5 protein-coding genes and 1 pseudogene are annotated in these 15010 nt (G+C 71.7%); 2 read left to right on the top strand and 4 right to left on the bottom strand.

Features of this window, described 5'->3' with window-relative positions; translation table 11 throughout:
* Window positions 1-76: 76 nt before the first annotated feature.
* The gene (locus QF030_RS36550) at window positions 77-3451 is read right to left on the bottom strand and encodes a pyruvate carboxylase (RefSeq protein ID WP_307166844.1); all 3375 of its coding nucleotides are present in this window, start codon (window positions 3449-3451) and stop codon (window positions 77-79) included.
* Between the two features lie 148 nt (window positions 3452-3599).
* A pseudogene (locus QF030_RS36545) lies at window positions 3600-3922 on the bottom strand (FAD-binding protein); the annotation flags it as partial.
* Between the two features lie 300 nt (window positions 3923-4222).
* On the opposite strand from QF030_RS36545, the gene QF030_RS36540 reads away from it, so the two are divergent.
* Entirely contained in the window at window positions 4223-9409 is a 5187-nt protein-coding gene (locus tag QF030_RS36540; protein ID WP_307166843.1) for a family 43 glycosylhydrolase, read from the top strand.
* 96 nt (window positions 9410-9505) lie between these two features.
* The gene (locus QF030_RS36535) at window positions 9506-11074 is read left to right on the top strand and encodes a hypothetical protein (protein ID WP_307166842.1); all 1569 of its coding nucleotides are present in this window, start codon (window positions 9506-9508) and stop codon (window positions 11072-11074) included.
* Here the strand turns inward: QF030_RS36535 and QF030_RS36530 are convergent.
* Both QF030_RS36530 and QF030_RS36525 read right to left on the bottom strand, forming a co-directional pair.
* A complete protein-coding gene (locus QF030_RS36530; protein WP_307166841.1) occupies window positions 11067-13874 on the bottom strand; it encodes a DUF5682 family protein in 2808 nt (935 codons plus the stop codon). The genes QF030_RS36535 and QF030_RS36530 overlap by 8 nt on opposite strands.
* Window positions 13871-14995, bottom strand: a complete 1125-nt coding sequence (locus QF030_RS36525; protein WP_307166840.1) for an ATP-binding protein — start codon at window positions 14993-14995, stop codon at window positions 13871-13873. Before QF030_RS36525 ends, QF030_RS36530 begins: the two co-directional genes overlap by 4 nt.
* Between the last annotated feature and the right edge of the window lie 15 nt (window positions 14996-15010).

Raw genomic sequence — 15010 nt, 5'->3', positions numbered from 1 at the left:
GGGCCGGGAGGACGCGCGGACGACCCTGACGACCCGTACGTGGCCGCGGGCGAGTGACCGTCCGCGGCCCGTGAGGTCATCCCACCTCGACCAGCAGGTCACCGCCTTCGACCTGCTGGATCCGGTTGATGGCCAGCCGCGACACCGTGCCGGCCCGCGGAGCCGTGATCGTGGCTTCCATCTTCATCGCCTCGATGGTGGCGACCGTCGCGCCGGCCTCCACCTCGTCGCCCTCGGCGACCGCGAGGGTGACCACGCCCGCGAACGGCGCGGCGACATGCCCGGGGTCGGCGCGGTCGGCCTTCTCGGTCACCGGTACGTCGGAGGCCGCCGCCTTGTCCCGGACCTGGATGGGCCGCAGTTGGCCGTTCAGGGAGGACATGACCGTGCGCAGGCCGCGCTCGTCGGCCTCGCCCACGGCCTGGAGCTCGATCAGGAGCCGGACGCCCGGCTCGAGGTCGACGGCGTACTCCTTGCTCGGACGCAGACCGTAGAAGAAGTCCTTGCTGTCGAGCACGCTGGTGTCGCCGTAGGCCTGGCGGTGGGTCTCGAAGTCGCGCGTCGGGCCGGGGAAGAGCAGCCGGTTGAGGGTGCTGCGGCGGGACTTCTCCAGGCCCTCGCGGTCCTCGGTGGTCAGGTCCTGCACGGGCTTGGCCGCCGCGCGGCCCTGCAGCGCCTTGCTGCGGAACGGCTCGGGCCAGCCGCCGGGCGGGGTGCCGAGTTCGCCGCGCAGGAAGCCGATGACGGAGTCGGGGATGTCGTAGCGGTCGGGCGAGGCCTCGAAGTCCTGCGGGGACACTCCGGCGCCGACCAGGTGCAGGGCGAGGTCGCCGACCACCTTGGAGGACGGGGTGACCTTCACCAGGTGGCCGAGGATGCGGTCGGCGGCGGCGTACATCGCCTCGATGTCCTCGAAGCGGTCGCCGAGGCCGAGCGCGACGGCCTGGGTGCGCAGGTTGGAGAGCTGTCCGCCGGGGATCTCGTGGTGGTAGACGCGTCCGGTCGGGGAGGCCAGGCCCGCCTCGAAGGGGGCGTAGATCTTCCGGACACCCTCCCAGTACGGCTCGAGGTCGCCGACGGCCTGGAGGTCGAGGCCGGTGGGCCGCTCGGAGTGGTCGGTCGCGGCGACGATCGCCGACAGCGAGGGCTGCGAGGTGGTACCCGCCATGGAGGCCACGGCCCCGTCGACGGCGTCCGCGCCGGCCTGGATCGCCGCCAGGTAGGTGGCGAGCTGACCGCCAGCGGTGTCGTGGGTGTGCAGGTGCACCGGCAGGTCGAACTCGCGGCGCAGCGCCGACACGAGCTTCGCGGCGGCCGGGGCGCGCAGCAGACCCGCCATGTCCTTGACGGCCAGGACGTGGGCGCCCGCCTCGACGATCTGCTCGGCCAGGCGGAGGTAGTAGTCGAGGGTGTAGAGCCGCTCGTTCGGGTCGGACAGGTCGGAGGTGTAGCAGAGGGCGACCTCGGCGACGGCCGTCCCCGTCTCCCGTACGGCGTCGATCGCGGGCCGCATCTGGCCGACGTCGTTGAGCGCGTCGAAGATGCGGAAGATGTCGATCCCGGTGGCGGCGGCCTCCTGCACGAAGGCGTCGGTCACCTCGGTCGGGTAGGGCGTGTAGCCGACGGTGTTGCGGCCGCGCAGCAGCATTTGGAGGCAGATGTTGGGGACGGCCTCGCGCAGGGCCGCCAGCCGCTCCCACGGGTCCTCGGCGAGGAAGCGCAGGGCGACGTCGTAGGTGGCGCCGCCCCAGCACTCCAGGGACAGCAACCGGGGCAGGGTGCGGGCGACCAGCGGGGCCGGGGCGAGGAGGTCCTTGGTGCGGACCCGGGTGGCCAGCAGGGACTGGTGGGCGTCGCGGAAGGTGGTGTCCGTGACACCGATGGTCGGCGACTCGCGCAGCGCGCGGGCGAAGCCCTCGGGCCCGAGCCGGATCAGGTCCTGGCGGGAACCCGCGGGCGGCTCGGTGTCGGGCAGCGGCGGCAGCTTGGTGACCGGGTCGATCAGCGCGGGCCGCTCACCGTGCGGCTTGTTCACCGTGACGTCGGCGAGATAGGTCAGCAGCTTGGTGCCGCGGTCGGCCGAGGAGCGTGCGGTGAGCAGGTGCGGGCGCTGCTCGATGAACGACGTGGTGACGCGTCCGCCCTGGAAGTCCGGGTCGTCCAGGACGGCCTGGAGGAAGGGGATGTTGGTGGACACGCCACGGATCCGGAACTCGGCCACGGCACGCCGGGCCCGCTTGATCGCGGTCTCGAAGTCCCGTCCCCGGCAGGTCAGTTTGACCAGCATCGAGTCGAAGTGCGCGCTGATCTCGGTACCCGCGTGGGTGGTGCCGCCGTCGAGGCGGATGCCGGAGCCGCCGGGCGAGCGGTAGGCGCTGATGCGGCCGGTGTCGGGGCGGAAGCCGTTGGCGGGGTCCTCGGTGGTGATCCGGCACTGGAGGGCGGCACCGTGCAGGGTGACCGTCTCCTGGGACAGACCGAGGTCGGCCAGGGTCTCGCCGGCGGCGATGCGCAGCTGGGCCTGGACCAGGTCGACGTCCGTGACCTCCTCGGTCACCGTGTGCTCGACCTGGATGCGCGGGTTCATCTCGATGAAGACGTGGTGGCCCGCGGGGTCGAGGAGGAACTCGACGGTACCGGCGTTGCGGTAGCCGATCTCACGGGCGAAGCGGACCGCGTCGGCGCAGATCCGGTCGCGCAGCTCCGGGGCGAGGTTGGGCGCGGGTGCCAGCTCGATCACCTTCTGGTGACGGCGCTGGACCGAGCAGTCGCGCTCGAAGAGGTGGATGACGTTGCCTTCGCCGTCGGCGAGGATCTGCACCTCGATGTGGCGCGGGTCGACGACGGCCTTCTCCAGGAAGACGGTCGGGTCTCCGAAAGCGGACGCGGCCTCGCGGGAGGCCGCCTCGATGGACTCGCGCAGCACGGCCGGGTCCTCGACGCGGCGCATGCCCCGTCCGCCGCCTCCGGCGACCGCCTTGACGAACAGGGGGAAGCCGATCTCCTCGGCGGCCCTGACCAGTTCGTCGATGTCGTTGGAGGGCGCGGACGAGCCGAGCACGGGCACACCCGCCGCGCGGGCCGCCGCCACCGCGCTCGCCTTGTTCCCCGTCAGTTCGAGGGTGCGCGCGTCGGGGCCGACGAACGTGATGCCCGCCTCCTCGCAGGCACGCGCGAGTTCGGGGTTCTCGGAGAGGAACCCGTAGCCCGGGTAGACGGCGTCGGCGCCCGCCCGGCGCGCGGCGCCGACGATCTCCTCGACGGAGAGGTAGGCGCGCACCGGGTGCCCCTGCTCTCCGATCTCGTACGCCTCGTCGGCCTTCTGCCGGTGGAGTGAGTTGCGGTCCTCGTGCGGGAAGACCGCGACCGTGCGCGCGCCCAGCTCATAGCCGGCGCGAAACGCACGGATCGCGATCTCACCACGGTTGGCGACCAGCACCTTGCGGAACATCCGGGACCCCTTCAGCCTGGCGGTGACGAGGACCATCGTGTCGGTGCGTGACCTGGTTGGCCATGTGAGTCGGGCCACTCGGCGCATGTCTCGCTCGATCGGACCGTGTCCGACTACATTCGACTGCGTTCGACGCCGGGTCAGGTCCCGCGGTCGCCGCGGCCGCTGCCCGTCCCGCCTGGCGCCCGGAGAACAGGCAGCCGCCGAGGAACGTGCCCTCGAGGAAGCGGTAGCCGGGGATTCCGCCACCGCCGAAGCCGGCGGCCTCTCCGGCCGCGTACAGACCGGGCACAGGTTCCCTGCGGCGTCGAGGACGCGGCCGCAGAGGCCGGACTGGAGGCCGCCGAGGGTCTTGCGGGTGAGGACGTCGAGGCGTACGGCGATCAGCGGGCCCGCGCTCGAGTCGAGGATCCGGTGGATGGCGGCGGTCCGGCTGAGCGAGTCGCCGGTGTAGTCCAGGGCGTTGCGGATGCCCATAGACCGCTGCGGCGCTGTTCACCCACTCCGACACCGTCCGCCACCGGCTCGGCCGGCTCCGCAGATCACCTCGGCGTCCCTGGCGGACGGTGACGGCCCACCGGCCGCCCTGCACTGGTGGTGGGCGCTCACCGCATGGCTGGAATCGTCAACACGGCGCTGCACAGAGGGCCTTGCGACCCACCCCAGCTTGTTCGACCTGTCGGACATTGTTCGAGAACTCTTGACGCGGCCATGAACACCGTTTGACACTCTCGCAACATCACGTCACACGGTTGAAACGGCGGTCCCCCCATGACGCACAGACATCGACTCGGCGACCGTGCGAGACGGGGGGCCGGGCGACTGGCCGCACTGACCGCCACGTCCCTGCTCGTCGGCCTCGCCGGGGCGGCCACCCCGGTCCAGGCCGGCGAGGCCGCCGACGTCACCGACGGCCTGGCCCTCTGGTACAAACTGGACGCCACGTCCGGCACCACGGTCACCGACGCCTCCGGCCACGGCCGCGACGCCACGGTGGCCGGCACCGCCGGCTGGTCGTCCACCGGCCAGGGTCTCGCCTTCAACGGCACCGACACCTACGTCAAGATGCCGAACGACGTCCTGAAGGACATGGACGCGATCAGCGTCGCCATGGACGTGCGCATCGACGCCGCCCAGTCCACGCCGTACTTCCTGTACGGCTTCGGCAACTCCAGCGGCAGCAACGGCAACGGCTACCTGTTCACCACGGGCAACTCGCTGCGCACCTCGATCGCCACCGGCAACTGGTCGACGGAACAGACCACCAGGCCCGCCGACTCCCACAACCTGACGCGCTCGGTGTGGAAGCACCTCACCTACACGCAGTCCGGCACCACCGGCGTGCTGTACGAGGACGGCGTCGAGGTCGCCCGCAACACGTCGGTCACCATCACGCCCGGCGCCATCGGCTCCGGCATCACCACCGCCAACTACCTCGGCAAGTCGGTGTACTCCGGCGACAAGCTCTTCAAGGGCGACCTCCGCGACTTCCGGGTGTACGACCACGCGCTGTCCGCCTCGGACGTGGAGCAGCTCGCCCTCCCCGTGGCCACGCAGGGCGTCGCCGACGACAAGGCCGCCCTGGACCTCGGGGACACCGGCGCCGTCGTCGCCGACCTGGACCTGCCGACGACCGGCACGGCCGGCGGCGCCACGATCAGCTGGGCCAGCGACGACACCGCCCTGGTGTCGGACGCGGGCAAGGTGACCCGCCCCGCCGCGGGCGAGCCCGACGGCCACGCCACGCTCACCGCGACCCTCAGGAAGGGGACGGTCACGGCCACCAAGTCGTTCGACGTCACGGTCCTCGCCGCCTTCGACGACGCGACCGCCGCCCGGCAGGCCGCCGACGCCCTCACGGTCCACAACCTCGAGGACGTGCGCGGCAACCTCGGCCTTCCGGCGACCGGCGCCTACGGCACCGACGTCACCTGGGCCTCCGCGCGAGCGGACGTCGTCTCGGCCGACGGCGTGGTCCACCGCCCCGCGCACGGAAGCGGCGCCGCCGCCGTCGACCTGACCGCGACGGTCATCAAGGGCGCGGCGAAGGCGACCCGGGTGTTCACGGCGAAGGTTCCCGAACTCCCCGTCAGGGAAGCCCTCGAGGGCTACATGTTCAGCTACTTCACCGGCGAGGGCACAGCCGACGGCGAGCAGCTCTACGCCGCGCTCAGCAAGGGCAACGACCCGCTGAAGTGGCGGGAGCTCAACGACGAGCAGCCCGTCCTGACCTCCACCCTCGGTGAGCGGGGTCTGCGCGACCCGTTCATCATCCGCTCCCCCGAGGGCGACAAGTTCTACCAGATCGCCACCGATCTCAGGATCTACGGCAACGGCGACTGGGACGCCGCCCAGCGCACCGGCAGCAAGTCCATCATGGTCTGGGAGTCCACCGACCTCGTCCACTGGACGGACCAGCGCCTGGTGAAGGTCTCCCCCGACAGCGCCGGCAACACCTGGGCGCCCGAGGCGTACTACGACACCGACCTCGGCGAGTACGTGGTCTTCTGGGCGTCGAAGCTCTACGACAACGCGGCGCACTCCGGCGACACGTACAACCGGATGATGTACGCCACGACCCGCGACTTCTACACGTTCAGCGAGCCCAAGGTGTGGATCGACCGCGGCTACTCGGTCATCGACTCCACGGTCATCCAGCACGACGGCACGTACTTCCGCCTGTCGAAGGACGAGCGCAACAACACCTCCTCCACCCCCAACAGCAAGTTCATCTTCGAGGAGAAGAGCGACTCGCTGCTGAACCTCTCCTGGGACGCGGTCGCCGAGGGCATCGGCAAGGGCGCGATGAACGCGGCCGAGGGGCCGCTGGTGTTCAAGTCCAACACCGAGGAGAAGTGGTACGCGTTCCTCGACGAGTTCGGCGGCCGCGGCTACCTCCCGTTCGAGACCACGGACCTCGCCTCCGGCGTCTGGACCCCGTCCACCGACTACGACCTGCCGGCCAGGCCCCGGCACGGCACCGTCCTGCCGGTCACCCAGGCCGAGTACGACCGGCTGCTGCGCGCCTACCAGCCGGACCAGCTGGTCGAGAGCGTCGAGGACGTGTCGGTGAAGACGCGGATCGGCCAGGCCCCGGTGCTGCCCGCGACCGTGATCGCCACCTACGCCGACGGTGTCGCCCGCCCGGTCACGGTGGCCTGGGACGACGTCCCGGCCTCCGCGTACGCGCAGGCCGGCACGTTCACGGTGACCGGAAGCCTGCCCGACGGCGCCGCACTTCCCGTCCGGGCCCGTGTGACGGTCTCCGAGGAGGGCGCCGACGTGCCCGCCGACCTGCTGCTGCACTACGGCTTCGACGAGACGTCCGGCAACACAGCCGTCGACTCCAGCGGCCACGGCAACCACGGCACCTACGTCCGCACGCCCGCGTTCGGGACCGGCGTGGACGGCGGCTCGTTCAAGATGTCCGGCGACACCGCCACCTCCCCGTACGTCAAGATCCCGAACGGCGTGCTCAAGGGCGCCGGCAGCGTCACCGTCTCCACGTACGCCAAGTGGAAGGGCGGCTCCTCCTTCCAGTGGCTGTTCGGGCTCGGCCCCGACAGCGACAAGTACCTCTTCGCCACCCCCTCCAACGGCGGCTCCAGCCTGTACTCCGCCATCACGAAGGCGAGTTGGTCGGCCGAGTCGAAGCTGACGGCCGGCTCACAGCTCACCCCCGGCGAGTGGCGGCACGTCACGGTCACCCTCGACGGCTCGACCGGCGTGATGGTCCTCTACGTCGACGGAGTCGAGGCGGCCCGCACGACGACCACCGTCAAGCCGTCCGAGCTGTACGACGCGAACAAGGACTACTCCGGCTACATCGGGCGTTCCCTGTACGCGGCCGACCCGTACTTCGGCGGCGAGGTCGACGACTTCCGCGTCTACGACCGGGCCCTGTCGGCCGCGGAGGTCATGGAGCTCAGCGGCAACACCGCGGGCGTCGCCAAGGCCACGCACCCCGCGCTGAAGGTCGACGCACTCCTCGACAACGCGCACGGCAAGATCACGCTGCCGCTCGAGGAGGGCACCGACCTCACCGCGCTGGCACCGGAGTTCACCCTCGCCCACGGCGCGGCGATCAGCCCCGCCTCGGGCAGCGTGCACGACTTCAGCAAGCCGGTGACGTACGAGGTGACCGGCTCGGACGGCACCAGGCGCACCTGGACCGTGTCGGCGCTGGTCATGAAGAGCCCGGTGCTGCCGGGTCTCGACGCCGACCCGAACATCGTGCGCTTCGGCGACACCTTCTACCTGTACCCGACGACCGACGGCTTCGAGGGCTGGAGCGGTACGCAGTTCAAGGCGTACTCGTCGACCGACCTGGTGCACTGGACGGACCACGGTGTCATCCTCGACCTGGGGCCGGACGTGAGCTGGGCGGACAGCAGGGCGTGGGCGCCGGCGATCGCCGAGAGGAACGGGAAGTACTACTTCTACTTCTGCGCCGACGCCAACATCGGTGTCGCCGTCTCCGACTCGCCCACCGGCCCGTTCACCGACGCCCTCGGCAAGCCGCTGCTCAAGGCCGGCCAGTACAGCGGCCAGATGATCGACCCGGCGGTCTTCACCGACGACGACGGCCGGTCGTACCTCTACTGGGGCAACGGCCACGCCTATGTCGTCCCGCTCGGCGACGACATGGTCTCCTTCGACGCCTCGAAGATCACCGACATCACCCCGAGCGGCTACAACGAGGGCAGCTTCGTCGTCAAGCGCCAGGGCACCTACTACTTCATGTGGTCGGAGAACGACACCCGGGACGAGAACTACCGCGTCGCCTACGCCACCGGCCCCTCGCCCACCGGCCCCTGGACCGAGCGCGGCGTGATCCTGGAGAAGGACCTCTCCCTCGGCATCAAGGGCACCGGCCACCACTCGGTCGTCCAGGTGCCGGGAACGGACGACTGGTACATCGCCTACCACCGCTTCGCCATCCCCGGCGGTGACGGCACCCACCGCGAAACCACCGTCGACAAGCTGGAGTTCGACGCCGACGGCCTGATCGAGAAGGTGGTGCCCACCCTCACGAGCGTCGACCCGGTCAGCATCGTCCACGCCGGTCCGGATGCCGAGGGCGTCGAAGGCGCCGCGATCACGATCGGCGGCACGGTCTCCGGGGCGGGCGGCGCACGATGGAGCGTCGAGAAGGGCGCGCCCTGCACGGTCGAGGACCCCGCCGCCGCCCGCACCACGGTCACCTGCACCGACGACGGCGCCTACACCCTCACCCTGACCGGCGGTCGCAGCACCGACACGGCCGTGGTGACGGTGACGAACGCGCCCCCCGCCATCACGTCCGCCACCGGCCCCTCGGGCCCGGTGCCGGCCGGCCGCGGTACGGCCGTCACCGTCCGCTTCGGAGACCCGGGCGCCGGTGACACCCACACCTGCGTGATCGACTGGAAGGACGGCGGCAAGCCGACCACCGGCACGGTCGCCGCGTCCGGCTGCCGTGCCGAGCACACCTACACCTCGGCGGGCATCCACCGTCCGGTGATCACCGTCACCGACGACGACGGCGCCTCGGCCACCACGACGCTCCCCGAGCTGATCGTGTACGACCGGGCCGCCGGACCGGTGGTGGGCGCGGGCACCGTCACCGCCAAGGCGGGTCCGAAGCTGACGGGTCCGGCGTTCTTCTCGCTCACGGCCGGTTACCTGCCGGGGGCCGCCGCCCCGGCCGGAGGAGTCGCCTTCGACTTCAAGCAGGCCCACGTCAAGTTCCGCTCCACCGGCCTCGACTGGCTCGTCGTCTCCGGCTCCACGGCCGTCCTCGAGGGCTCGGGCACGGTCGGCGGCAAGAGCGGCTACGGCTTCCGCGTCACGGTGACGGACAGCCCGGACACCTTCCTCGTCAAGATCTGGAAGAAGTCCGGCGGGGAGGTGGTCTACGGCAGTGCCGCCCCGGCCAAGGTCAACGGCGTCCTCACGGTCGGCTACCGGCGCCGGTAGCACGGACTCCTGGCCCTCCATCCGGCCGGGCGGTTAAGGTCACGGGCCCCCTGTCCTCGACAGGGGGCCCGGTCGTGACCTGGGGGGATTCCACGCATGCCGACACCCGAGCAGATCTGGGAGGACGCCGATCACGCCACCCGGCGCCTGGCCGGAGTCGCCCTGAACCCCTCGGCTCCGCAGGACGTCCTGCTGCATCTGCTGGCGAACGCGCCACTCGCCGTACGGATGGTGCTGTGCCGTGACCGGGTGCTGCCCGAGGCGGTCGTCGACGCCGTCATCGGACATCCCGACCACCGCACCCGCAGCTTCTTCGCCCGCAATCCGCACGTCGCCCCGGCCCAGCGGGTGCGACTGGTGGACGATCCGCACTGGTTCGTGCACGCCCACCTCGCCGAGGCGCCCCGGGTGACCGCCCCCGCCGAGCCCCGGCCGCTGCCCGACGACGCCGTCGTCCGCATGATGAACACCTTCGATCCGGAGCACCTGGGCGGCACCTTCTACCGGCAGTTCTCCCTCACGCTGCGCCGCTCCATGGCCACGCATCCGGACGCGAAGGTCCGCGCCTGGGGGGTCGACATGTGGGGATGGCAGGACGCGAAGACGCGGGCCGCGCTGCTGGCGGACCCCGACGACGAGGTGCGCAGGCGGGCGCGGCACCGGCTGCGCCACGAAGATCCGGTGTGGGTGGAGAGCGTGCTGCCCGACCGGTCCTGCCACGCCCGCGCCGGCGCACTGCTCCACGACGCCCTCAGCCGGGCCGTCGTGGACAGCGTGCTCACCGCTCCGGCCGGTCCCGCGGACCGACAGATGATCGCGGCCAACCCGAGTCTCCCGCCCGACGTCGTGGTCCTGCTGGCCGGCGATCCCGACCCCGAGGTCCGGTGGCACATCGCGCGCCGCACGGACCTCGGTCCCGTCGAACGCCGCGCGCTGGTCGCCGATCCCGAACCCGAGGTACGCCGGACGGTGGCCCGCCACCGCGACCTCGACCACGACGAGCTCCGCGTCCTCGCGGCCGATCCCGACCCGGGGGTCCGGCTGTCCGTGTCCCTGCACCCCGCGTGGACCGAGGAGGAACGGGCCGCGATCGACTACGAGGTCCCCCTGGACGGGCCGTTCTGCTTCTACCCCGAGCGGCTGTTCCCGCGAGACCCCGAGGCCGTCCGCCGGGACGCGCTGTCCGGTCACCCGGTGCTGCGCCGGAAGGCGGCGCGGGAGCGCACCCTGCCGCCCGACCTCGTGGCCCGGCTCGCCGCCGACGACGACCTCGGCGTCCGCGTCCTGCTGGCCCAGAACCAACCGCACGTCCCGGCGGCCCTCCTGCTGCGCAGCTTCCTGGAGTACACCGGGAGCGAGCGCGCCCACCTCGTCACCCGGCCCGGCTTCCCGACGTACGGGCTGGCCGCCCACGCCGACGACGAGGATCCCGCCGTCCGGGCTCTCGCCGCCCGCGATCCCGGGACCCCGTCGGCCACCGTGGCGCGCCTCACCCGGGACCCCGAACCCGCCGTCCGGGCGGCGTTCGCCCGTCACCCGAACCTGCCGCCCTCCCTGCTGGCGGAACTCCTCGACGACGAGGAGCTCGCCTTCCACGCCGCCGCCAACCCGGCCCTGGCCGAGAGCACCCTGCGTGCCCTGGTGAGGGCTCTGCCGGTCAGCTGACAGCCTGCAGCGCCTCCAACGCCCGCGCGGTCTGCGGATACCGGGCGAGCAGGGCCGCTCCGCGCGACCCGGCATCGGGGCTCTCCCACGTCCCCTCGCAGCCCAGCAGGTCCGCCAGCGCGTCGCAGGCCACCGGGTGCGCGGCGAGGAGCGGCAGACCGCCCCCGGTGTCGGCCTCCGACTCCACCGGCAGACCCCGCGGTTCGAGCGGCAAGCGCCACGGCGGTACCCACGCGTCCAGTTCGGCGAGCCGGGCGGGGAAGACCCGGCCCGCCTCGCGGATCAGCAGCGGCGCGTGTTCGGCGCCGCCGGCCCGCAGCGTACTGATGAGCGTCGGGAGCCAGGGAAGCAGCACCGCGTCCGGAAGCCGGGCGAACGCGTTCGACACGGCCTCGACGACGAAGTCGGCCAGGCCCGGAACCGGTTCCAGGGCGTGCACGAACCCGCTGAGGTACCGCGGGTAGGCGGGCACCACCAGCGGGTTGCCGAGCAGTTCCGCGCAGCGCTCCCGCAGGGCGGCCCTCGGCAGGGTGCCCAGGTGGGTCTGTGCCGCCCACAGCAGCGCGGTGCGGGACGGCTCGGTCGGGTGGGACTGGGCGAGGGCGAGTTCGAGCTGGGTGCGGTCGCAGCCCAGGGACAGCGCCAGGCCCTCCATGCCGAACAGGAAGCCCAGCATCGCCGCGACCTGGCGGACGGTCGCGTCGTCGTCGGTGAACGCCGTCGGCAGCAGGGTGCAGTAGTGCGCGTAGCCGGTCTTGACGAACGACTCGATCCAGGGCGGGAGCACCGGTTCGGCGGTGCGGTAGTGGGCCAGCAGCCGGCGCACCCGGCGCAGCACCTCCGGCGCGCCGTCGACGTCGCGCTCGCTCGCCAGGACCTCCAGGGCCCGGTTGCCGAGTTCGTCGGCGAGCCGGCGGCTGCGCAGATGGAGCGTGGCGTCCTCGACTGCCTCCAGGACCTGCGCCACCGTCGCCTGCGGGGCGTACGCGGCGCGCCGCAGCCGCTGTTCGAGGACCTGCTCGATGCTGACGCCCTCGTAGCCCAGCTCGATGAGGGCGCGCTGGTGGGTGCCCAGGGCCAGGTCCCAGGACTCCTGGATGGGGTGTTCGCCGAGGCGGCGTTCGCCCATGATGGGCCGGGCCGCGCCCTGCGGCAGCAGCCGGCGCAGCATCCACAACAGGTCGGAACAGCGCGCGAGTTCCGGCCGCGAGGCGATGTCCAGCAGCGCGCGCTGCACTCCGCGCTGCTGAAGCTTCAAATCCAGTGGTGCCAGCCGGTCGTGCACGTCGCGGGCCAGCGGCGGGAGCGCGTCGTAGCCGACCTGGCCGACGCGGTCGCCGCCCATCATGATCTCGACCAGCCGGCCCACGTCCCGCCGGCCCGGTACGGCGTCCTTCTCGATGCAGGTGACGGCCGCGTCCTGGAAGTCGTAGGGCGTCGGCTTGGCGCGGTCGCGCATCCCGGCCAGCAGGATCGACGTCTCGAAGACGGCGATGGCGTCGGCCGTGGAGGCGAGGTAGCCGTTACGGCGCGCGGCGCGCACGATCTCGACGGACCAGCCGAGCAGTTCGGCCTCGTCGAGGGCGTCCAGGGCGGGCGGCCGCTGGAGGAAGCCCGTGAGCCGGTCGGCGGCCCCAGTGGCCGACGCGGGGACCGTCGGGGCGAGGGCCTTCCTCGGCTTCGCGCTCTTCTTCGTGCCTGCCTGGCCCTCCAGGCGGAACGGGCGGACGCCGGTGCGCCGGACGTTCTTCGCCCACTCCGTCGCCGCGATGGAGACCGAGCCCGCGGCGAGTCCGAACTGCGCCTCGATCGCGCCGTGACTGGACGGGATCAGCCCGTGCCGCCATGTGGTGCCGCTCGGCGGGCCGATGGTGAAGGTGTCGCTGCCGTGCACCCCGAACTCCGCGACCCTGCTGGCGGCGTGGAAGGCGCCGCAGACATGAAGACAGTCGGCGGGATCGATGCCGGTGGCGGCCAGGTGCTCGCGCATCCGGGTCCACATGTACCGCTCGCGGTCCTCGTCGATCCGGACCTTGCGGGGGTCGCCGGGAGCGAGACGCCGGAAGAGGCTGCCGATGAGGAGCATCACCTGGCGGTAGGTGTCGTGGTCGCTGTCGCCGAGGGGCAGTTCGACGTACTGGTGCCACCACTCCGACCAGTGCCGTACCCGGCCGTGGCGCAGCAGGTGCTCCTCCAGTTCGGCGAAGCGCGGGCGCAGGCCGCCGATCTCCACACCGACGGCGTCGCCGTGCAGGGCGGCCTGCTCCGTCGCCTCGGGCGCGTCGGGATCGGCCGACCCGGCTCCTTCGCCGTCGGGTCCGGTCTCCCACTGGAAGACATGGTCCGAGGAGCGGTCGACCAGGACGAGTTCGACGCCCGGGGTGTCGAGCGCGTAGGCGATGACCTGGTATTCGGCGGAGGCCTCGGTGACCGGGGCGACCACCGAGAGCGGCGCCCAGTCGGCGGGGAAGCCCTCGATCTCGCTCGCGAAGGACTGGATCGCCACCGGGAGCCGGCAGTTGCGCAGCTCGGTGAGGAGGGGCGCCATGTCCTCGCACAGCTCGAGGTAGATCACCTTCGGCTGCTTCTCACGCAGCCGGCGTGCCATGGCGATCGCCGAGGCCGGTGAGTGGTGACAGACGGGGAAGATCTCCAGGGGTTCGCTCACCGCGCGTTCGACGTCGTCGACGATGCCCCGCAGGATGCCCTCCAGCGCCGCGGGACCGTCGGCGAAGGCGGCGGCGGCGTCCTGGAGCTGGGTGCGCAGGGCGGTGAACGTGCCCTCGGGGGTCCCGGTCACGAGAGGGTCGCGATCGCGTCGCGGCCGCCCTCGAGGAACTCCGGCCAGGAGCCCCCTTCCTCCTTGCTGCGCGGTTCGACGACGCCGTGCAGGTACTTGTTGAGGATGGCGAGGTCCTCCGGCGCGCGCCGGGCCAGGGAACCGACGAGGGAGGAGGCGAGGGTGTGGGCGGTGAGGGCGCGCTCGCCGAAGAAGTTGCTGTGCAGGACGGCGTCCTCGAGGACGCCGATCTGCTCGGCCGTGGACAGGGCGGACTCCAGCTTCTCGTCGTCGCTGCCCGCGGCGGCCGAGGAGGCCCGCAGGTCGGCGAAGCTGCGCAGCAGCACGTCCAGCAGGGTCGGCGGGACCTCCAGCTCGATCCGGTGGCGGCGCAGCAGTTCCTCGGTGCGGAAGCGGACGATCTCCGCCTCGCTCTTCTTGTTCGTCACCACCGGGATGCGTACGAAGTTGAAGCGGCGCTTGAGTGCCGAGGAGAGGTCGTTGACGCCGCGGTCCCGGCTGTTGGCGGTGGCGATGACCGAGAAGCCGGGCTTGGCGAACACGATGTTGTCGCTGTCCCGGTCGCTGCCCAGCTCCGGAACCGAGATGTACTTCTCGGAGAGGATCGAGATCAGCGCGTCCTGGACGTCGCTGGTGGAACGGGTGAGTTCCTCGAAGCGGCCGATCTGGCCGGTCTCCATCGCGGTCATGATCGGCGAGGGGATCATCGACTCGCGGGACTGGCCCTTGGCGATGACCATCGAGACGTTCCACGAGTACTTGATGTGGTCCTCGGTGGTGCCCGCAGTGCCCTGCACGACCAGCGTGGAGTTGCGGGAGATCGCGGCGGACAGCAGCTCGGCCAGCCAGCTCTTGCCGGTGCCGGGGTCGCCGATGAGGAGCAGACCGCGGTCGGAGGCGAGGGTGACGATGGAGCGCTCGACGAAGCTGCGGTCGCCGAACCACTTCGGGGCGATCTCCCGGTCGAGGCCGTCGGCACGCTCGGAGCCCAGGACGAACAGGCGGACCATCTTCGGCGACAGCCGCCAGGAGAACGGTTTGGGGCTGTCGTCGACGGACTCCAGCCAGTCGAGTTCCTCGGCGTACTTGAGTTCGGCGGGGGCGCGCAGCAGGTCGGTCATCCGATGGCCTTTCCA

It is taken from the genome of Streptomyces rishiriensis (assembly GCF_030815485.1).
In the GTDB taxonomy this organism is placed as follows: Bacteria; Actinomycetota; Actinomycetes; order Streptomycetales; family Streptomycetaceae; genus Streptomyces; species Streptomyces rishiriensis_A.
Note: the sequence above shows the minus strand (reverse complement) of the source record. Positions and strands in the feature narration are given on the sequence as shown.